The organism is Pseudoscardovia suis (assembly GCF_002797875.1).
In the GTDB taxonomy this organism is placed as follows: Bacteria; Actinomycetota; Actinomycetes; order Actinomycetales; family Bifidobacteriaceae; genus Pseudoscardovia; species Pseudoscardovia suis.
Map to the genome: position 1 here is coordinate 127909 of NZ_PGFC01000001.1, position 20108 is coordinate 148016.

Genomic DNA, 20108 nt, shown 5'->3' on the forward strand with positions numbered 1-20108 from the left:
GCGGTTTTCATAATTCGGCGCAGGAGCGCCACGTCACGTGAGGAGAACAATGGCCGAGTCCGGTGTTTCCGAAGACCGCGAGCCCGAGTACCGCTATAACGCGGCGCTGGCCCAGAAGATCGAAGAAAAGTGGCAGAACAAGTGGGACAAGGAAGGCACCTTCTGGGCAGCCAACGTCAAGGGTGGCCTGACGGATGGCAAGGGCCGCAACGCTGAGGGGCGCTCGCCGTACTTCGTCATCGACATGTTCCCGTATCCCTCCGGCAAGGGCCTGCACGTGGGCCATCCGCTGGGCTACATCGCCACGGACGTCGTCAGCCGCTACCATCGCATGAAGGGCGAGAACGTGCTGCACGCACTGGGCTATGATGCCTTCGGCCTCCCCGCGGAGCAGTACGCCGTGCAGACCGGCCAGCATCCGCGCATCACCACCGAGCAGAACATCGCCAACATGCACCGTCAGCTTCACCGCCTCGGCCTGAGCCTTGACGAACGCCGCAGCTTCGCCACCACCGACATGAACTACGTGCGCTGGACGCAGTGGATCTTCTCGCGCATCTACGATTCGTGGTACGACCCCGAATTTGTGCGCAAGGATGGCGGCAAGGGTTCCGCACGCCCCATCAGCGAACTCGTCGAGCAGCTCCGTTCCGGCAAGCGCGCCATCCCCGGCTTCGACTGCGCATCCTGGGATTCCCTCACCGAAGCACAGCAGGCCGACGTGCTCAACGACTTCCGCCTCGCTTACATCTCCAAGTCGCCTGTCAACTGGTGCCCGGGTCTGGGCACTGTGCTCGCCAATGAGGAAGTCACCGCAGACGGTCGTTCCGAGCGTGGCAACTACCCGGTGTTCCAGCGTGAGCTGCGCCAGTGGTCCATGCGCATCACCGCTTACGGTCATCGCCTCATCGAAGACCTTGACATGATCGACTGGCCTGAGAAGGTGCGCCTCATGCAGCGCAACTGGATCGGCGAGTCCCATGGCGCTTCCGTGCATTTCGCAGTGCCCACCGCGGCAGGCGAGCGCGACATGGAGGTCTACACCACCCGTCCTGACACGCTGTTCGGCACGACGTTCGCCGTCGTCTCCCCGGAGCATCCGCTGCTCGCTGACGCCCCCGACCAGTGGGAGGATGGCGTGCCGGATTCCTGGAAGGGCGGATACGCCACCCCCAAGGAGGCGGTGCACGCCTACAGGCTGCAGGCCGAAGCCAAGACCGCCAAGGATCGTGTCGCTGAGGAAGGCGACAAGACCGGCGTGTTCACTGGCCTGTATGCGATCAACCCGATCACCGGCGCCAAGCTGCCGATTTTCGCGGCGGATTACGTGCTCATGGATTACGGCACCGGCGCCATCATGGCTGTGCCTGGCGGCGATGACCGCGATTACGCTTTCGCAGCGAAGTTCGGCCTGCCTGTCATCTACACGGTGGCCCCCACGAAGGAATCCGGCGAGACCCTCGCCGATTACGAAGGCAAGGCGGCATACGTCTCCCACGACGGCACGATCATCAACTCCCGCGTCGAAGCCACACATGTGGGCGGCGACACGCTCGACATCAACGGCCTGACCGTCGACGAGGGCAAGGACCGCACGATTGCATGGCTCGAGGCCCATGGCGTGGGCAAGGGCACCGTGTCGTACCGTCTGCGCGATTGGCTCTTCTCCCGCCAGCGTTACTGGGGCGAGCCGTTCCCGATTGTGTACGACGAGAACGAGGTGCCTCACCTGGTGCCGGATGACCAGCTGCCCATCAACCTGCCTGACGTGCCCGACTACAAGCCGCGCACCTTCGACCCGATGGACGCCGAGAGCAATCCGGAGGCTCCGCTGAGCCGCAACCCCGAATGGGTCAACGTGACCCTCGACTTGGGCGACGGCCCCAAGAAGTACCATCGTGAGACGAACACGATGCCGAACTGGGCTGGTTCCTGCTGGTACTACATGCGCTACATCGACCCGAAGAACGCACAGTATGCCGTCGATCCCGAGGAATTCCAGTACTGGCTCGGACCTGACCACAACGCCACAGCCGGCAAGTCCGGTGGCGTGGACCTGTATGTGGGCGGCGTGGAGCACGCGGTGCTGCACCTGCTGTATGCCCGCTTCTGGCACAAGGTGCTCTTCGACCTGGGCTTCGTCGATTCCCCCGAACCCTTCCACAAGCTGTTCAACCAGGGTTACATCCAGGCCTATGCCTACACGGATGCTCGCGGTCAGTACGTGCCCGCCGCAGAGGTGGAGGAACACGCCGACGGCACGTTCTGGTATGACGGCGAGCAGGTGAACCGCGAGTTCGGCAAGATGGGCAAGAGCCTCAAGAACATCGTGACGCCTGACTACATGTATGACACGTATGGTGCCGACACGTTCCGCGTCTACGAGATGAGCATGGGTCCGCTCGACGAGTCCCGCCCGTGGAACACGCGCAACGTCGTGGGCGCCCAGCGTTTCCTCGCCCGCCTGTGGCGCAATGTGGTAGACGAGAACTCCGGCACCGTCACGGTGACTGACGACGAGCTCGATGCCAAGACCGCCAAGCTGCTCAACAACACGATCGCTGACGTGACGGTGGAGATGGAGAACATGCGTCCCAACACCGCCATCGCCAAGCTCATCGTGCTCAACAACCACCTGACGTCCCTTAAGGCAGTGCCGCGCAAGGCCGTGGAGCCGCTCGTGCTCATGCTTTCGCCGATCGCCCCGCACGTGTGCGAGGAACTGTGGCAGCGCCTGGGCCACGAGGAATCGCTGGCACATGCGCCGTGGCCGGTCGCCGACAAGCGTTTCGTGGGCGCCGACAGCGTGACCGCCGTCGTGCAGATCAAGGGCAAGGTGCGCGCCAAGCTGGAGGTTTCGCCGGACATTTCCGGTGAGGACCTGCAGGCACAGGCGCTTGCACACCCCAAGATCGTGGAGCTGCTGGGCGGTAAGGAGCCGCGCAAGGTCATCGTCAAGGCTCCGAAGATCGTGTCGATCGTGCTGTGATCGGCTGATTTGGCTTGTGAAGCCGATTGGCGCTGATTGGCACTGGCGATAAATGGTGCCGGTGCTAATCGGCGCCAGCGCTTTGGAACGGTCCCCGTTCGTCTGTGGCATATGCCAGGACGAATGGGGACCGTTGCGTTTAAGGGGTGGACGAGGCAGGTGGATGGGAGGCTGGGCCGGTGGGGAAACTGATGCTGGTGGAAAACTGGCGCCGATAAGGCTTGGCGGATTTAACGTTCGTTCCAAGGATTGGACGTCTGCTGAACGAATCTATGGGAAACCCTGTGAATGCTGAGGTTATCCACAGGCTTCATTTGTAGGAGTGCAAACGGTCCACATTGGTCTCAAAGGCGTCGGTCGAGCACGAGAGTGTGCTTCGATGGGCGCATGAGTATGAGTAACTCGGGGATTGCTAGGACAGCGCTGACAGCCCGGCCGGCGCTGACAGCCCGGCCGGCGCTGACAGCACAGGTAGCGTCGGCTGATGGCCTCATCGTGGATTGGATGGATGACGATGACACCGTGGACACAGGTGGCGCGAATGGTGGCGCCGAGCCCATGCATCCTTTGCAATCATTGGGCGGCGTCCTTCCGCAGGATTTACAAGGGTCGCTCTTCGCGGGTCTGAAGGCGGGAACTGCTGCAGAGGGCGTCGGCGACACAGAGAACATGGACGACGCGGGAAGGGCGTACGGTGCGCGGAATGCCGATCACGACATTTCGACTGAGTGCAAACGGGAGGCGCCACGGTTCATTCTCACGCCGGGAGCGTGCGCGGTCATTGTCCTTGTGCTCACCGTCGCATTGTGCGCTTGCCTGGTGTTGCTCATCAAGCAGGGGACTGCTCTGGCACAGTTCGCACAAGGGGAGGAATCCTCATACTCCCGGTCGTCAACGCATGCGGATGCGGGAAACGGGGGAACGGCACATTCCGGTGCGGCGACGCAATCGTCGTCCGCACAGTCAGGCATTGAGCATCCGTCCATGCAACCGTCGGCGCAGCCATCTGGGCAATCACCTGGGCAATCATCTGGGCAGCCATCCGTTGATTCATCCATTAATTCATCCACGGAACCATCGGCGCAACAAACGCAGCCGCCCGATTCCGGGGCATCGATTGATGGCTCATCTGCGGGAGGGGGACTCGTCAACATCAACACCGCCACAAGCGAACAGCTGCAGACCGTGAAGGGAATCGGACCTGCTACCGCGCGGAAAATCATCGAATACCGCGACGCCCATGGTCCGTTTGCCAGCGTGGACGAACTGCTGAACATCGACGGCATCGGTGCCAAGACCGTGCAGAAACTTCGTGGAAAGGTGACGGTATGAGGCGGGCGGGTGGTGCATGGAGGATTGTCGCCTCATGGCCGGCGGATGGTGTGGCTGCTCTGGAACAGGAGGATGCTGCGGTCCCGCAGATGACCGCGGTGCACGCTTTTCGACGCGCCGGTCGGAGAGAGCCGCTGGGATATCGGTTTGCGGAAAGCGGGGCGAAGGATTGCCGCATGGTCGTGCCGGCGATGGTGGCGTGGTCGGCTTCCGCTGTCTGTCAATCGTGCATGGAATCAGTGGGAGGGACATCCGGTGTGGCGTTCGGCGATGCGCTGGGCTCAGTGGTGAAAGGGGCGTTGACAGGCGGTGCATGTTGCGTAGCGGCGGTCGTGTGCTTGTGCGTGGCGGCGATGGCGAACGGCTACGGTTTGCGTTCTGTGTCGCATGGTTCGGTGTCGCACGGTGTTCAGACGGATGGAATCCAGACATATGGAGCCCAGACACATGGAATCCAGACGCATGCCCGGGCATGGGCAGGAGAGAGCAGGGCGGTTCGGCGCGCCATGCGTTGTCTTGTTGCGGTGTGCGGCGTTGCCATGCTGTGCGCGTTGGTGAGTGCCACGGCTGTGCGGATGGTCGCGTCCCATGATGCGGTGGCGCGCGTTGCCGCTGAGGGTGCTCCGGCAGGTGTGGATGGTGTGAGGCTCGTGGTGCGGGTGACGGCGCCGGCACAGGCATCTGTGCGACGGGGATTCACCTGCAGTGTGATGGCGACGGCTCTGGGCGTGACATCGTCGGAAGTGAGCGAAGGCAGCATGGCGCATGTGACGCTGTGGGCGGATTCTCGTGGATGCCTGGCGCAGTCTGGTGCGCGTTACGTGGCGGTGGGGAAAGTCACGCCGCCTCAATGGGGGAATGATGCCGCGTGGATGGAAGTCGCGCAGGATGATGATGCATGGGCGATGATTCGCGCCCCGGATGCCCTTGGGCGCATGATTGCGCGGATGCAGGACGCGTTCCTGCGCGTTGCAGGGCGGTTGTCTGACCAAGGCCGCGTGTTGGTGCCGGGCCTCACCCTGGGCGTCATGGGGCAGCGCAGTGCGGTGAACGCCCTCGCGGGGCAGAACGCGGTGGACGCCGTGTATGCCGCAGGACTGACCGATCGGTTTTGCAATGCCGGCATCATGCACCTGATGGCGGTTTCCGGTGGGCATTTTGCGCTGGTGGCGGCGATGGTGTCGGCGGTATCGCGCCGATGGTTGGCGTCCCGGCGCGTTACGGCGTTCGTCACTGTTGTGGCTTATGCAGGGCTTGCCGCGGTGCTGTATCCCTCGGATTCCGTGACTCGTGCGGCGGCGATGGGATGCATGGGCGCCGCATGCCTGGCGTTGGGCAGAAGGACCCAAGCGTGGAGCGCCTTGAGCTGGACCGTGTTGATTGCCGTCGTGGCATGCCCCGGGCTTGCGGTGAGCTATGGGTTTGCGCTGTCGGTGACGGCTGTGGCGGGAATCGTGGCGTTCACCCCCATGCTTACGCGAGCCGCCAGGTGTGTGATGCCGCGCGCGCTGGCACAGGCGTGCGCCGTCACGATCGCAGCCCAGACATTGTCTCTGCCGGTGCAGGTGATGATGGGGACGGGTGTGCCGTTGTGGTCGGTTGCCGCGAATGCGATTGTGGCGCCGTGTGTGAGCGCGGCCACCATATGCGGTCTGGCGTCGTTCGCGGTCAGCTGGTGCGCGCCGTCCGTTGGGTTCGCGTTGGCATGGCTGGCGTCCGGCGGAACGGCGCTCATGGAGCGCAGCGCCGCATGGATGGGAGGGGCGAGTGGTGTGCTCGCATGGCCGGACGGCGTGGCAGGAGGCTTCCTTGCGGCGGCATGCGAAGTGATCACCGTGGCGTTGACGCTTATTGCGCGGCGGATGGTGCGCATGAGGCGCATCCATCGCACGGGCAGCGAGGAGGGCACGCCGGTGGGGCCGATCATGATGATGCGCCACGCCATGCGGCAATGGTGGCGTGACACGCGCCGCGAGGTACTGGATGCGCGATGGGACGAACCATGGGAGGGTCGGCATGGAGGCGTGTAGATTAGCAAGTATGCAGATTTCGCAGGTCAATATTGTCTTCGGCGGCAACGAATTCCTGGCTTCCCAAGCAGTGCGTGACATTCGCCATGCCGCTCGCGAAGCGATGCCTGACGCCGAGCAGACGGATCTTGATGCGCGAACCGCCACCAACGCCGATCTGGTTCAGGCGGTAAGCCCGAGTCTGCTCGCGCCGCGCAGCATCGTCGTCATCGACAACCTGCAGGAAGCCGATCCTGTTGTCGCGCAAAGCCTTGTGGACATCACGAAACGCATGATGGCGAACCCACAGCAGGCCGACGCCATCATCATCTGCCGGCATGACGGCGGGCAGAAAGGCAAAGGCATCGTGGACGCGCTCGTCAAGGCGGGTGCGTGGCGGGATGAGGTCCCCAAACTCGACAAACCGCAGGCGAAGGTCAACTTCGTGCGTCAGCGCTTCGAATCCCTCGGCCGGCACATCGATGGGCGCGCCGCGCAGCTCTTGGTGGGCGTGATGGGCGAGAACCCCGGCGAACTCTATGCGATGTGCGAGCAGCTGTGTGCGGATTTCGATGACGATCCCATCATGCTCGAACGCGTCAGGCAATACATGACGGCAAATCCGCAGGCCAAAGGCTACGAGATCGCCGATGTTGCCATCAGCGGCGACGCCCCGCGGTCCATCGTGATGATGCGCTCCGTGGTGGAACAAGGCGTCGCCCCGGTTTCCATCGTCGGTTCGATCGCCACGGAGATGCGCAAACTCGCCAAGGCGGCGGCTGTGAGCGCCGGCTCAATCAGCGTGCAACAAGCAGGCATCCCCGAGTGGCAGCTCAACCGTGCGCGCGGTCATCTGCGTGGGTGGACGGGACCGGGGATGGCGGCGTGCTTCGAAGCGTTGGCCAAGGCGGATGAACAATGCAAGACGAACGGCGGCGACCCTGTTTACGCACTGGAACGTGCCATCGAATGCGTGGCAGCGAAAGGCGTGCCACAGCAGGGGTTTGCGCCAGGGGACTACGGCATGTTCGGCAATGCAGGAAGGATTCGTTGATGAACGGGAGCATGTCTCAGGATTATTCAACGCGGTCGCAGGCGGATTCCTACACGGTGACGGCGCCTCGCGCCGTCGACATGCGCGCGGCGGGCGCCGCTGCGGCTTCCGTGGCGCGCGGCGGGGATGTCATTGTGCTTTCCGGGCCATTGGGCGCCGGCAAAACCACGTTCGCCCAAGGGTTTGGCGCCGGTCTCCATGTGGAGGGCCAGATGGTTTCTCCCACGTTCACCATTGCGCGAAGCCTCGCCGGCCGTTTCGCTGACGGCTCTCCCGCCAATCTCGTGCACGTGGACGCTTACCGCTTGCCAGGGTCGGATGACCAGCCGCAGGTCGCCGCAAGCCGGCTCATGGACGAACTCGAATCCTTGGGATTGGACGAAGAGCTCGAGGATCCAGGCCCCGGCACCGTCGTGCTCATCGAATGGGGCAGCGCGATGGCCAGCGAATTGGCAAGCACGCGATGGGAAGTGACAATCGACCGTTCCGTCGCGGATTCGTCGAAAGACGGCGGGTCGGTGGACGACGCGCCATTGACAAGCGACGGGGCGCGCACCGTGACATTCCACGCAATCGGATGCGCCGACCGCATGCCGGCGCTTATCGCAGCACTGCAGGCGGCACACGGAGCGATGACGGAGCGATGAAAGAGTAAGGCGTGATGAAAGAGTGATGAAAGAGTGATGGCTATGAATGATGCAATGAACGCAACAAACAGCACGGCTGATGGCACGACGCAGGCGGCAGGCAGCGCGACACGGGAGTCCCAGGACATTCCCACACTGGTGATCGACACGTCTTTCGGCGCGACGGTGGCGGTCGTGGGGCACGAACCCCATTACGAGCCGGATTCGCGCTCGCATGTCGAGAAACTCGAGCCGGCGATCAGCCACGTCGTGGAGCAGGCCGGACTTACGCCTTCCGACATCCGTCGCATCGTCGTGGGCACCGGCCCGGCTCCGTTCACCGGGCTGCGCGCAGGAATCGTCGCTGCGAGGGCAATGGCGTTCGCCACGGGCGCCGAACTGCTGGGACAGAACGTGCTCGAACCCCAGGCGGCGTGGCTGGCTCAAGGGCAGTTGCCGGACGGCAGGCGTCACGTGACACTCGCCGTCAACGACGCACGCCGCAAGCAGCTGTATTACGCGCTGTATGAAATGGTGCCGGGCGACCCGGTGCCGCACGTGCTGATCGACATGGACATCGCGTCGGCAGGTACCATCGCGCACAAGGTCAATGAATGGCTGCGCAGCCGTGACACGCCTGAAGGCGGCGAAATCGTGGTGGATGTGTGCGGCACGGGCGCCAAACGCTATTTCTCGTCGTTCCAAGGCATTGTGGCGTTGGGCGATCTGCATGATGATTCCTGCCTGCATGTGGCGGGCGTGCAGGGGCCGCGCATATTTGCGCAGCTCGCCGCAGCGCATCACGCCGCCGGCGACCCCTGCTCCAGCGAACCGCTGTACCTTCGCCGTCCCGATGTCTCGGAACCGGCGCCGTTCAAGCATGTGACGGAGGAACCCAACCATGCCGCCCGCATGGAACGCATCGCACAGGCGGAGGCAGCCGGTGCCGCGCATGAAAGTGCCTCCCAGAATGCATCCCAGGGTGCATCTCACGGGGAAGTGCGGCGATGATACGCCCGATGACCGAAGCGGACCTTGATGTCGTGGCGGCTCTCGAAAGCGAACTGTTCGGTTCCGGCGCGTGGAGCCGCGGGGCGCTTGATGAGGAATTCCATGCGCCACACCGACGGTACATAGTGGACGTGCAAGAGGCAGCCACGGCATCGCAAGAGACGGGCGACAGTGCAGAAGCGGCGAACCAGACGGATGCTGCGCCATCAGCAGTGCGCGGATACGCAGGCTACTGGTTCGACGGCGACGACGCGGAACTCATGACCATCGGCGTGGCGACCGGCCAGCAAGGAAAAGGAATCGCCACTCGCATGCTCTCCACACTCATCGACGACGCCAAACGCACCACACACGCCCGCCGCATGCTTCTCGAAGTGCGCACCGACAACGAGCCGGCGCTCGCGGTATACCGCAAGCTTGGCTTCTACCGCATTGGGCTGCGACGACGCTACTACCAGCCCGAAAACAAGGACGCCTACACGATGGCCCTGGACTTACAGCCGCGCGTCGTCGGGTTCATGCCCGCCGGCGATGTGGATTCCAGCGGATCCGCAGGCGCAGGTGCCAACGAACGATCATGAAACGAACGATCATGAAACGAACGATCATGAAGACAGCACAACAAGATCGGAAGACTTCAAAGGAATGACCATGACACAACAATCCCAATCGCAGATGGACGCGCCGATGGTGGAGACGGAGGCGAAGCCCGGCGACGGCCCGGTGATACTGGGGATCGAATCCACGTGTGACGAAACAGCCGCCGCGGTGGTGCGCGGCAAACAGCTGCTGAGCAACGTCGTGGCGTCGTCGATGGACGAGCACGCCCGGTATGGTGGCGTGATTCCCGAGATTGCCAGCCGTGCGCACGCCGAAAGCTTCGTGCCGGTCGTGTCAAAAGCCTTGGCGGACGCCAACATGGACATCAGCGACGTGGATGCCATCGCGGTCTCCGCAGGGCCGGGCCTCGCCGGATGCCTCGCAGTGGGCGTCTCCGGCGCGAAATCCCTCGCATGGTCCGCCGGCAAGCCGATCTACGGCATCAACCATGTGATCGGCCATGTGGGTGTCACGCAGCTTCAGTTCGGTGACCTGCCCGAGGACACCCTTGCGCTCATCGTCTCGGGCGGCCACACGTCGCTGCTGCGGGTGCGCAACATTGCCACGGACGTGCAGGTCGTCGGCTCCACGCTCGATGACGCGGCGGGGGAGTGCTTCGACAAGGTCGCTCGATTGTTGGGATTCCCCTATCCGGGCGGCCCCTACATCGACCGTCACGGTCAGCAGGGCGACCCCACGGCTCTCAAGGTGCCGATGGGTCTGACCCAAGGGCGTGCCGGCGCCGAGCATCCCTATGATTTCAGCTTCTCCGGCGTGAAGACCGCCGTCGCCCGCTGGGTGGAGGCGCGCCGTGCGCAAGGCCTTGACGTGCCGGTGGACGATGTGTGCGCATCGCTGGCGCATTCCGTCGCCACGGTGCTCAGCCGCAAGGCGATCGATGCGTGCAAACGCTTCGATTCCCATACCCTCATTGTGGGCGGAGGATTCTCGGCGAACTCGCAGCTGCGCGAAGCCCTCGCACAGGCCGGACGCACGGCGGGGATCGACGTGCGCATACCGCGCATCGCGCTGTGCACCGACAACGGCGCCATGGTCGCCATGCTGGGGTCGAACCTGATGCAGGCGGGCGTGGCACCATCCGCGTTGGATTTTCCCATCGATTCGGCCATGCCGCTCAATCGCGTCAGCATGAGCTGAACCTGAGGCGTTGCGCCTCGTGTATCCTAGAGAGGGAAGGTGAATCAGAGGAGTTTGCCGGACGGATGCTTGCAAGGCAGTGAGTCTGCAAGGCAGCGGCATCTGCAGGGCAGCCAAGGCAGTGAAATGGAGCAGCTAAGGCGGCTGAACCGGCTCAAGAGATGAGGAGTCGTCATGACTGATGGAATCCCAGACAACGGGGATAACGGATTCACTGGGTATCCTCCGTCCCAGTATGCCCAGCAATATTCTCAGCAAACGTACTCGCAGTATAGCGATGCGCAGCCCGACGCCTCTGGCAGCGCAGGGTATGTGCAGCCAGATACCTCTAACGCGGGATATACGCAGCCTGGGTATGCGCAATCGGAATACACGCAGACTGAGTATTCGCAATCCACATATTCGCCATCTGCATATGCGCAGGCCAATGCCGGTGGCAATCAACAGTATCAATCACAGGGGCCGGATTCGTATTCGGCGGCATACGGTCAACAGTCGTCGTACCAGCAGCCGTACCGGCAGCCGTATGGTATGACGAATGGCGGAACAGTCCCATCTGCCGCTCCGATGATCGGCGTTCCGGGGCAAGGAACCCCTGGACAGGGCGCTCCGATGTCGGGAACCCCCATGTACCAGGTGAATCCGGGCTCATTGTTTGATTCCGTGCTGTCTTCCGATGACCTGCCGCAGTCGTTGCGGCCTCTGTCGGTGCTCGACTACGTGGGTTATCTGATCCTCTTCTCGCTTCCCGTCGTCGGCACCATCATGATTATCTTTTACTCCATCAAGGCAAAGAACGAGAACCTGAAGAATTTCTCCCGAGCCATCCTCCTTCTTGGAGTAATCGCTGCCGTGCTGTACATCATCGTGCTGCTGCTGCTCGGTGATTCACTCGGCAATCTGTCTTCCGGTTCTTCCCTCACCTCGGTGTGAATCCCGCTCGGGTGTGAATTCCGCTCGTTTGTGCGTGAACGTTCCGTTGGCATGAATCCAACCGATACGAATCGCCCTGCCGGGCGGTGCAATCATCCAACCCTCGCTGGAATCCTGTGACGAGATGCAGGGAAGCGAGGATATTCGGGTGATGGGGCGCTGATGATGAAGATACTAGTGATGAAGATGCTGGAGAATTGAAAAACCCGGGACCATTCGGTCCCGGGCTTTCCTTGTGCGCCAGACAGGATTCGAACCTGCAACCTGCTGATCCGTAGTCAGCTGCTCTAATCCATTGGGCTACTGGCGCAACGCTGCTTGCTTGGATAACGGTGGATTTACCATCTGTTTTCCTTGCGGCAACTCGAACATACTAACCACGTTACGGAGAATTCACCAAAAACGGCGTGTCTTATTGTTTTGAGATGCGACGCATTGGATGGCGGGCTACATCTGAGCCGCATTGCGTGCAGTTTTATGGTGTGGTGCAGGGCATGGCGCATGGTGTGGTGTGCGGTGTATTATGGCGTGTATCGCGGCATGTGGGGAAGAGCAACGTGGTTTGCACAACGGCATGAGAGACATACAGAAAAACAAAAAACCGCGACAAAATCGCGGTTTTCGCTTGTGCGCCAGACAGGATTCGAACCTGCAACCTGCTGATCCGTAGTCAGCTGCTCTAATCCATTGGGCTACTGGCGCAACGCTGTGATTGCTCACAACGGTTCTATAGAATAGGTCTGTGCGGTCTGCATGGCAATATCGGCGTGTCGTGATGATCCGCGGCGCTGGCGTTGCTCATCGGATGCGTCTATCTCACGAGCCGGGCAAATTCTCACATTCGTTATGCGCAAGACACACTCGCCGCATACCATGGAATCGTTCCTTAACACGGCAAGCGGTGCGTTATCCGTCATCATGTGCTGTGACCGCAACGGTAACACGCCAGCAACAGGCCGAAACACCAATCGACACGACAAGCATGCGCTGCAGCCGGGCACACAGTGCCTGACATGCACGCAGGCGGGAAGGGCAGCATGAGCAGCAGTGAGAAAATGAGCATCGGCGCACGGCTTCACCGATTGGCATCCTCCGACAGATCGAGCGGCGTCATCATGCTCGTTTTCGCCTTCGTCGGATTGCTGCTCGCCAACCTGCCTTTCACGACGGAAGCGTTCATGCACTTCTCCGAAATCCACATCGGAATCGCCAACACCGATTTCGACCTCTCCATCTCCGAATGGGCGCAGGATGGTTTGCTCACGCTGTTCTTCCTGTGCGTGGGACTTGACCTCAAGCAGGAGCTGACCACGGGATCCCTGTCGAACCCCAAGGCTGCCGCCGTGCCGATGCTGGCGGCAGTGGGAGGCATGCTCGTGCCGCCTATCGTGTATATCTGCGTGTCCAAGCTGTTTTCGCAGTTCGGCCCCGGCGGCGTGGGCAACGAAGTGATCGGCGACCACACGACGCATCCGTTCAGCGAAGTCGCGCAAGGCTGGGCGGTGCCGACCGCCACGGACATCGCATTCTCGCTGGCGATCCTTGCGCTGTTCGCCAAGGCGCTGCCGGGTGCCATCCGCGCGTTCCTGATGACGCTCGCCACCGTCGATGACCTCCTGGGCATCATCCTCATCGCCGTGTTCTTCTCTTCCGTCAACCAGTGGTATTGGTTCGTGGGCGTCGCCGTGTGCGCCGTCATCTGGGCGTTCCTCGTGCGCATGAGCAAGGTGCCGTGGATCTTGGTGGCGGCCGATGGCATACTCGCATGGATCATGATGTACAAGGCCGGCATCCATCCCACGCTCGCCGGCGTGCTGGTCGGTCTGCTCACGCCCGCCAACACCATCCACGGGGAAGACACTCCGCGCGCTGAACGCTACCATGACAAGCTCAACACGTTCTCCGCTCTGCTCGCGCTGCCGATCTTCGCGCTTTTCGCCACTGGCATCCACATCGATGCAAGCGGCCCGGCGATCTTGCTGTCGCCGGTGGTCATGGGCATCGCCCTGGCGCTCATCATCGGCAAGCCCGCCGGCGTCATGCTCGTCACATGGATATCGACGCACCTGTGCGGACTCAAGCTCGCCAAGGGCTTGCGGGTGCGCGACCTGTTCCCCATGGCGACCGCCTGCGGCATCGGTTTCACCGTGTCGTTCCTTATCGCCACGCTTGCGTTCAGGAATTCCGAGCTTTCTGGCGAGGCCCGTCTGGGCGTGCTCATCGGATCGATCATATCCGCCGTCATCTCCAGCGTCCTGCTGTCCGTGCAATCGCGCCGCTACGTTGCGGCTGAGGCCACGCGGCGCACCAAGGCCGCCACGCCGTCCGAGGAGGATGCTGTCGAGCTGCGTGACATGTCCCACGTGGATGGCGACGCGGCGTTCCCCTACGTCGAGACTTCCGCAGCCGCCGTCGGCAAGGAAATCGCGGATGAGGGTGAATCGGAGGATGACGCTGACTGACGTGTCGGTCGCGCCGGCTATGCCAGTTGCTGCCGGCGGTTGCCTGAGGCCGCCTGATGCGTTGGCCTCGCGTGGATTGACAAACAATCCGTTGCCGTTGCGTGAAGAAAAAACCAACAATTCACTGTGGTGCGTGCTGTCATTCATATTTCGCCCTACGATGAGTAGGGAAAGAGATAATCAAAAGACAGAAAGCACAAGTGATAATGAATAGATTCGTTCGACGCTACACCGCAGATGACGAGCACAATGGCGGTGTGTGGGCAGGAACGGCGGATGCGAACGCACTGGGAGGGATCCAGAGCGGAGGAATCCAGAGCGAAGGAATCCAGAGCGAAGGAATCCAGGGCGACGCGGATTCCAACACGCAGGACGGCAAGGCAGAGGAACAGGCGCAGTCCGCACAGCTTTCGCAAGAGCAATCCGCAGATGAAGGAACGCAGGCCGGACGCGGCGGCGACAACCAGCAAGACGGGCACAAGGAAGCAACAGACGACCGCCCGTGGGCGCAGGACGCGAACATCACGCCCGCCACGCTGGAAGACCCCAGCGTTCTCGACCATGACAAGGCCCGGCAGGGCGCCGACTCGCCGCTGGGAACCACGTACCAACGCGGCCCGGTGATGTTCCGCGGACAGATGATCCCCACCGACGGCACGACGAGCGGCCACCTGCTCAGCGGCGAAGACTCCACGGATTGGCTTCACATGGACCCGTGGCGCGTGCTGCGCATTCAAGCTGAGTTCGTCGACGGCTTCGGTGCGCTCGCCGAACTCGGCCCCGCGATCTCCATCTTCGGTTCGGCAAGGGTCAAGCGCAATACGCCTGACTACATCGCAGCCGAGAAGATGGGCGGCATGGCCGCCAGAAAGAATGTTGCCGTCATCACCGGCGGCGGCCCCGGCATCATGGAAGCCGCCAACAGGGGAGCGGCGCTCGCAGACGGAGTGTCCGTAGGATTGGGCATCGAACTGCCGCACGAGCAGGGCATCAACCCGTATGTGAACCTCGGCATGAGCTTCCGCTACTTCTTCGTGCGCAAGACGATGTTCGTCAAGTATTCGTCCGGCATCATCGTGTGCCCCGGCGGGTTCGGCACGATGGACGAACTGTTCGAATGCCTGACCCTCGTGCAGACGCACAAGACCGCGAAGATGCCGGTGGTGCTTTACGATTCCGAGTATTGGAGCGGCCTGCTTGACTGGATCACCGGCACGTTGCAAAGCCGCGGCATGATCTCAGCCCTCGACCCGCAGTTGTTCAAGGTCACGGATGACCCCACGGAGGCCGTGGAGTACGCGTGCAGGATGATTCCTGGAATTGCAGGGAATGGTGACGCGTCCCGCACGCGTTGAGATTGAATTAGTGGAGTGCGTCCCAGGGCGTTGAGCTAATGGGACGCACTGTTTGGGACGCACTATGCACTGGAGCACGGGACTACTGAAGCGCTGGGCTACTGAAGTACGTTGAGCGACAGGCCGGTGCCGATGGAGACGAGCGTGGATGAGAAACGGTCGTCGTCGCGCAGCTGCTTGTCCAATTCGCGCAGATACGTGGCTTTGTCGCTGCGGTCCGCGGGATTCGTCACACCGCCTTTGGAATCGGCGTTGAGGAATCCCAGGGCATCGGAGAACACGAGCTCGCCGCCTCGGCGCAGCAGCCTTTCCGCGCTGTTGTAAGCCGTGCGGTAATTGGCGGGGTCGCCCGCCGCTACGATCATGTCGTAGTCCATGCTGTTGAGGCGTGGCAGGTAGCTGTCGCCGCTGGCGTTGACGATGCGCACGCGGACGGTGGATTCCTCTTCCACTGACTTGAAGATGGTAGTGGCAAGCGCCGTCGCTTGTGCGGATGTATCGATGATCGTGACCTGGCCTTCGCTGCCCAGGGTATGTGTCAGATGCATGGCTTCGATGATCTGTGCGCCGCCCAGCAGAATGACGGATTGTGCGCGCACAGCCAGCGCCATGTGGGCGATGAATTCCGCTTGTGCTGCAAAACCGGGGCGGAAGCCTGCATCCTTGAGGCGTTGCCGCGCGTTTTTCTCGCCAGCGGTTTCTTGTCTAATCGCTTGGTTTTCCACATAATCCCACGCATGTGCGATGTTGTCATACACATTCAAGCTCATGGCTGCAAGCGTATACCGCAGATGCCGCGATTGCTGGGAACGTCTCAGCAATCGCGGCAAAGCGCGCAATCAGTGCCCTCAGCCCTCTTGCTTGCGGGTTTGCACGCCTTGGATGAACTGCCAGATGACCTCGCCTACATCGATTCCCTGCGGGCAGTTGAGGCCGCAGGCGCGCACCGACTGGCATGCGGGCAGGCCGTCGGATTCGCTGATTGCGGCAAGGCGCTCGCTGGCCGCTCCATCGCGTGAATCATCGATGAAACGTATCTGGTTGACGAGCGCGGCAGGTCCCACGAATGCGTCGCCGCCGACGAACACCGGGCAGCTCGCCTCGCACACCCCGCAGGCGATGCATGTGGTCAGTTGCTCGAATTTTGCGAGTTGCTCGGGCGACTGCAGATATTCGAACACATTGACCTTGCCGTCGGCGGTCATGGCGAGGTCGCCGCGCGCCTGCAGGTATGGTTGCAGTGCGCGAATCTGGTCGAGCATCGGGTCGATGTCGGCGATGAGGTCGCGCTGCACCGAGAATGCCGCGATGGGGGCGAGATCGATGACCGGGGCATTCATGGTGCCTGCGGAAGCTGCGGAGGTTGTCGAGGCTGCCGAGGCCGAGGCTGGGGTAGTTGTGGGGGTTGTGGCAGCTGTTGATGGCGTGGCAGTGGCAGTGGGCTGTGCACCTGCGGTGCGGCGGAAAGCAGGGGTGACTGGTTTGGCGGTCTGCGCCGCCTGACCGACGGTCGTTTTGCACAGCAGCGATGGCGTGCCATTGATGGCGACGGCATCGGACCCGCACATGCCATGCCCGCAGGAGTAGCGGAAGGCGAGCGTCGGATCCTGTGTGCGCTTGATGAGCAGCAGGCAGTCAAGCACCGTGGTGCGTGGATCGACGGTGAGCGTGTAATCCTGCGTCCAGCTGCGACCTGCGTCGCTGGCTCCGAAGCCGCCTGCCACCGGTGCTCCGCCCAGGGTCGAGGCGGCACGGCGTGTTGGGCGCATCGTGCGGCGCATGCGAGAGGCGGACGGGGCGGTCGTTGGTTCTGTGCCCTGAGAGGCATCGCGGGATGAGGTGGCGCGTCGGGCGTCAATTCTGGCGAACGGGCTGGAATGGCCATGGGAGCGAGCCTTGGGCCCGCGTCGTGGGACACCGTCGTCTGTGGTGTTCGCTGTGTCGGTGCTTGTGATGCCCGTGGTACGTGCGGTGCCTGCGGTGGATTCACGTTCCCGTTGTGCATCGATTTTTGCGAAAGGACTCGTGTGCGTGCGGCGGGGTGGACGGGCCGTAGCGCGCGGAGCGGATGGCGTGGCGGCCGCTGAAGAAGCCCTGCCTGCGACTGCGGAAGCTCCAGCGGCATTGGTTCCGTCAGCGGCGCCGGCAGCGTTTTCGTCGCCGTGCTCCCGCTTGGCGTCGATCTTGGCGAAGGGGCTGGAATGATGGCGTCGCGGGCGTGCGGCGTCGGCTCCATGTGATGCCGACGGCTGCGCGGTGGCGGAATCAGGACGGTTCTGCGCGGAGGTGTTCTGCGCAGGGGCGCTCTGCGTTCCGTTGCGTTGGTCGAAGGGCTCGAACCGGTGCACGCGGAACGTGACGGTCATGAGCGTGGGGGAGTCAGTGCCGTGGACTGCGGACGTTTGGTCGAATGTCATGCGAACCTCTGTTATGCGAACCTCTATGGCTGGTGAGCCTGTTTGCAAAGGGAAGCGATGGTGTATGGAAACGATGAATGCGGCGGGGCTTGCGGCGTCGCGGCGCAAACCCCGCCGCACCACACGGGTGTCAGTTGCGTCAGTATGTGCGGGCCTGCGGTTGGAAGTCGACGATCGCCACGGGTTCCCACGTGAGTTCGCCATGGGAATTGACGAACGAATGCTTGAGGAAGCCGCTGTCATCGCGTTGCGGGAAGTCGTCGCGGTGCAGCGATCCACGCGATTCGTGACGGGCGAGCGTGGCGGTTGCCATTGCGGTGGCGACGAGGGCCAGGTTGCGCGATTCCATGATTGCCACAAGCTCTTGGTTGAAGGCGGCGGATGCGCTGTGGGCGGTGAGGCGCTGCACACGCGGTGCAATGCTGGATTCGATGGATTCCAGGGCGTGCGTGATGGTCCTCTCGGAGCAATGGATGGCGAGGTCGCGTTCCATGAGGCCGCCCAGGTCTGACATCACGGCATACGGATTGTCACCATGGTCGCTGCTGTCGGCGCTGTCGTTGCTGTCGGCGGTATCGGCGGTACCATGCGGGGCATTGCCGCTCAATGCGTTGCCGTGGACTGAAGCGTCGCTGGTAGCCGCGGGATGCAGAAGGGAGTCGATTGCCGCCGTGCGTTGCGTCAGAGCCTGCGTCAAGGCCGGCGGAAGGGCAGCGGAAACGTCGGAGGTGGCATCCGAATCGGCCTGTGCCGCGGATTCCAACACCGATGAGCAGACGGCAAGTCCTGCGCGGTGCCCGAACAGGCAGGCATCGAGCAGGGAATTGGCGCCCAAACGATTGGCGCCATGCACACTTCCGCACGAGCATTCGCCGGCGGCGTACAGGCCGGACACGAACTTGCGCTCGCCATCGGCGCCCACCGTGTAGACGCGACCGTCCTTGTCAATGGGGATTCCGCCCATCGTGTAGTGGGCGGTCGGCTTGACCGGCACCAGATCCGTGGCGGCGTCGATGCCCGCGTATGTGCGGATCGTCGAATACACTTCGGGAAGTTTCGATTCCAGCGTCTGCCTGCCAAGGGACCTCAAATCGAGCCACACGCAATCCTTGGGGCCGTCCGGCTGCATGGGGTCGGCCACTCCGCGTCCCGCCTCGACTTCGGAAGCGATGGACCGCGTCACTACGTCGCGCGCAGCAAGGTCCTTGTGGTCAGGCGCATAACGCTCCATGAAAGCCTCGCCGTTCGCGTTGCGCAGCACACCGCCTTCGCCGCGGGCGGCTTCCGACAACAGTATGCCGGTGTGTGCCAGACCGGTGGGGTGGAACTGCACGAACTCGCTGTCTTCGAGCTGCAGTCCGGCGCGCAAGGCAAGGGCCATGCCGTCTCCGGTGAGATCCCATGAATTCGACGTCGTGTGGAACAGTCTGCCGGCGCCGCCCGTCGCCAGAATCACGTTTGCGGCGGCAAGCGCGTGAAGCTCGCCCGTATGGGTGTCGAGCACGACAATTCCCCGGCATGCGGCGCCGTCAGGATCATCATGGTCCACGACCAAGTCGGTCACATACCATTCCTCGGCGAAGTCCACGTTTTGCTTCACGCATTGCTGCCAGAGCGAATGCAGTATCTGATGGCCGATGCGGTCCGCGGCGTAGGCGGTGCGGTGCACCGATGCCTTGCCGAAATCGCTGGTATGGCCGCCGAAGAGACGCTGGGCGATGTGACCGTCCTGCAGACGGGAGAATGCAACGCCGTCATGTTCCAGCGCGATCACCGTGGCAGGGGCGTCATGGGCGAGGATTTTCGCCATGTCTTGGTCTACCAGGAAGTCGCCGCCCTTGACGGTATCGAAGTAATGCCAGTGCCAGTCATCATGCTCGACATTGCCCAAGGAAGCGGCGATGCCGCCTTCCGCCGACCCCGTGTGGGATCGCAGGGGCTGCAGCTTCGAGACGACGAGCACCCGAGGGTCGCGTCCGGCGGCTTCGGTGTCGAACGAGCGCAGGAAGCCGAGCGCCGCCGAAAGGCCTGCTGCGCCGGCTCCCACGATGATCAGGTCATAGGGGAGTGTCGGAAGCTGTGGATTCATGCCTCTGATTGTGTCACGACCCCCCGCCACGTATCGCCGCACCCGTGCCTCCCGGTGCGATGGGCATTGACGC

At 62.6% G+C, this 20108-nt stretch carries 14 protein-coding genes and 2 tRNA genes; 11 read left to right on the forward strand and 5 right to left on the reverse strand.

Features of this window, described 5'->3' with window-relative positions; translation table 11 throughout:
* Positions 1-49 precede the first annotated feature (49 nt).
* The 9 genes from leuS (at position 50) to CLV65_RS00495 (ending at position 11712) form a co-directional block, all read left to right on the forward strand.
* Positions 50-2989, forward strand: a complete 2940-nt coding sequence (leuS, locus tag CLV65_RS00455) for a leucine--tRNA ligase (RefSeq protein WP_094691119.1) — start codon at positions 50-52, stop codon at positions 2987-2989.
* 387 nt (positions 2990-3376) lie between these two features.
* A complete protein-coding gene (locus CLV65_RS00460; protein WP_244569134.1) occupies positions 3377-4321 on the forward strand; it encodes a ComEA family DNA-binding protein in 945 nt (314 codons plus the stop codon).
* Positions 4318-6351, forward strand: a complete 2034-nt coding sequence (locus tag CLV65_RS00465) for a ComEC/Rec2 family competence protein (protein ID WP_094691118.1) — start codon at positions 4318-4320, stop codon at positions 6349-6351. Before CLV65_RS00460 ends, CLV65_RS00465 begins: the two co-directional genes overlap by 4 nt.
* A 10-nt stretch (positions 6352-6361) precedes the next feature.
* Complete coding sequence (gene holA, locus CLV65_RS00470; protein ID WP_094691116.1) at positions 6362-7384, forward strand: DNA polymerase III subunit delta; 1023 nt, start codon at positions 6362-6364, stop codon at positions 7382-7384.
* Positions 7384-8031, forward strand: a complete 648-nt coding sequence (gene tsaE / locus CLV65_RS00475; RefSeq protein ID WP_420848389.1) for a tRNA (adenosine(37)-N6)-threonylcarbamoyltransferase complex ATPase subunit type 1 TsaE — start codon at positions 7384-7386, stop codon at positions 8029-8031. The genes holA and tsaE overlap by 1 nt, the downstream gene beginning before the upstream one ends.
* 126 nt (positions 8032-8157) lie before the next feature.
* Positions 8158-9021, forward strand: coding sequence for a tRNA (adenosine(37)-N6)-threonylcarbamoyltransferase complex dimerization subunit type 1 TsaB (tsaB, locus tag CLV65_RS00480; RefSeq protein WP_094691240.1), 864 nt, complete (start codon positions 8158-8160; stop codon positions 9019-9021).
* 8 nt (positions 9022-9029) lie between these two features.
* The gene (gene rimI / locus CLV65_RS00485) at positions 9030-9602 is read left to right on the forward strand and encodes a ribosomal protein S18-alanine N-acetyltransferase (protein ID WP_244569133.1); all 573 of its coding nucleotides are present in this window, start codon (positions 9030-9032) and stop codon (positions 9600-9602) included.
* Positions 9603-9708: 106 nt separating this feature from the next.
* Entirely contained in the window at positions 9709-10779 is a 1071-nt protein-coding gene (tsaD, locus tag CLV65_RS00490) for a tRNA (adenosine(37)-N6)-threonylcarbamoyltransferase complex transferase subunit TsaD (RefSeq protein ID WP_094691239.1), read from the forward strand.
* A 174-nt stretch (positions 10780-10953) separates the two neighbouring features.
* Positions 10954-11712 (forward strand): hypothetical protein, encoded by a 759-nt coding sequence (locus CLV65_RS00495; protein WP_094691114.1) that lies wholly within the window; start codon positions 10954-10956, stop codon positions 11710-11712.
* 236 nt (positions 11713-11948) lie between these two features.
* Here CLV65_RS00495 and CLV65_RS00500 read toward each other — a convergent pair.
* Positions 11949-12022: transfer RNA gene (locus tag CLV65_RS00500), tRNA-Arg, on the reverse strand.
* A 318-nt stretch (positions 12023-12340) separates the two neighbouring features.
* A tRNA-Arg gene (locus CLV65_RS00505) sits at positions 12341-12414 on the reverse strand.
* A 335-nt stretch (positions 12415-12749) separates the two neighbouring features.
* Between CLV65_RS00505 and CLV65_RS00510 the strand changes: the two genes are divergently transcribed.
* Positions 12750-14174 (forward strand): Na+/H+ antiporter NhaA, encoded by a 1425-nt coding sequence (locus tag CLV65_RS00510; RefSeq protein WP_094691112.1) that lies wholly within the window; start codon positions 12750-12752, stop codon positions 14172-14174.
* A 623-nt stretch (positions 14175-14797) separates the two neighbouring features.
* The gene (locus CLV65_RS00515; RefSeq protein WP_094691238.1) at positions 14798-15529 is read left to right on the forward strand and encodes an LOG family protein; all 732 of its coding nucleotides are present in this window, start codon (positions 14798-14800) and stop codon (positions 15527-15529) included.
* Between the two features lie 98 nt (positions 15530-15627).
* On the opposite strand, the gene CLV65_RS00520 is transcribed toward CLV65_RS00515, so the two are convergent.
* The 3 genes from CLV65_RS00520 to CLV65_RS00530 all read right to left on the reverse strand — a co-directional run bounded on the left by CLV65_RS00520 (position 15628) and on the right by CLV65_RS00530 (position 20035).
* Positions 15628-16299: an O-methyltransferase gene (locus CLV65_RS00520; protein ID WP_094691111.1), complete on the reverse strand. Its 672-nt coding sequence runs from the start codon at positions 16297-16299 to the stop codon at positions 15628-15630.
* Positions 16300-16377: 78 nt separating this feature from the next.
* Positions 16378-17310: a succinate dehydrogenase/fumarate reductase iron-sulfur subunit gene (locus CLV65_RS00525; protein WP_094691237.1), complete on the reverse strand. Its 933-nt coding sequence runs from the start codon at positions 17308-17310 to the stop codon at positions 16378-16380.
* 775 nt (positions 17311-18085) lie between these two features.
* Positions 18086-20035: an FAD-binding protein gene (locus CLV65_RS00530; protein WP_094691110.1), complete on the reverse strand. Its 1950-nt coding sequence runs from the start codon at positions 20033-20035 to the stop codon at positions 18086-18088.
* Positions 20036-20108: the final 73 nt, after the last annotated feature.

Excerpts from the sequence above, each read along its gene's own strand:
- leuS (WP_094691119.1), top strand. The coding sequence starts at position 50 with ATGGCCGAGTCCGGTGTTTCCGAAGACCGCGAGCCCGAGTACCGCTAT.
- CLV65_RS00460 (WP_244569134.1), top strand. The coding sequence starts at position 3,377 with ATGAGTATGAGTAACTCGGGGATTGCTAGGACAGCGCTGACAGCCCGG.
- CLV65_RS00465 (WP_094691118.1), top strand. The coding sequence starts at position 4,318 with ATGAGGCGGGCGGGTGGTGCATGGAGGATTGTCGCCTCATGGCCGGCG.
- holA (WP_094691116.1), top strand. The coding sequence starts at position 6,362 with ATGCAGATTTCGCAGGTCAATATTGTCTTCGGCGGCAACGAATTCCTG.
- tsaE (WP_420848389.1), top strand. The coding sequence starts at position 7,384 with ATGAACGGGAGCATGTCTCAGGATTATTCAACGCGGTCGCAGGCGGAT.
- rimI (WP_244569133.1), top strand. The coding sequence starts at position 9,030 with ATGACCGAAGCGGACCTTGATGTCGTGGCGGCTCTCGAAAGCGAACTG.
- tsaD (WP_094691239.1), top strand. The coding sequence starts at position 9,709 with ATGGTGGAGACGGAGGCGAAGCCCGGCGACGGCCCGGTGATACTGGGG.
- CLV65_RS00495 (WP_094691114.1), top strand. The coding sequence starts at position 10,954 with ATGACTGATGGAATCCCAGACAACGGGGATAACGGATTCACTGGGTAT.
- CLV65_RS00510 (WP_094691112.1), top strand. The coding sequence starts at position 12,750 with ATGAGCAGCAGTGAGAAAATGAGCATCGGCGCACGGCTTCACCGATTG.
- CLV65_RS00515 (WP_094691238.1), top strand. The coding sequence starts at position 14,798 with ATGTTCCGCGGACAGATGATCCCCACCGACGGCACGACGAGCGGCCAC.
- CLV65_RS00520 (WP_094691111.1), bottom strand. The coding sequence starts at position 16,299 with ATGAGCTTGAATGTGTATGACAACATCGCACATGCGTGGGATTATGTG.
- CLV65_RS00525 (WP_094691237.1), bottom strand. The coding sequence starts at position 17,310 with ATGCGCCGCACGATGCGCCCAACACGCCGTGCCGCCTCGACCCTGGGC.
- CLV65_RS00530 (WP_094691110.1), bottom strand. The coding sequence starts at position 20,035 with ATGAATCCACAGCTTCCGACACTCCCCTATGACCTGATCATCGTGGGA.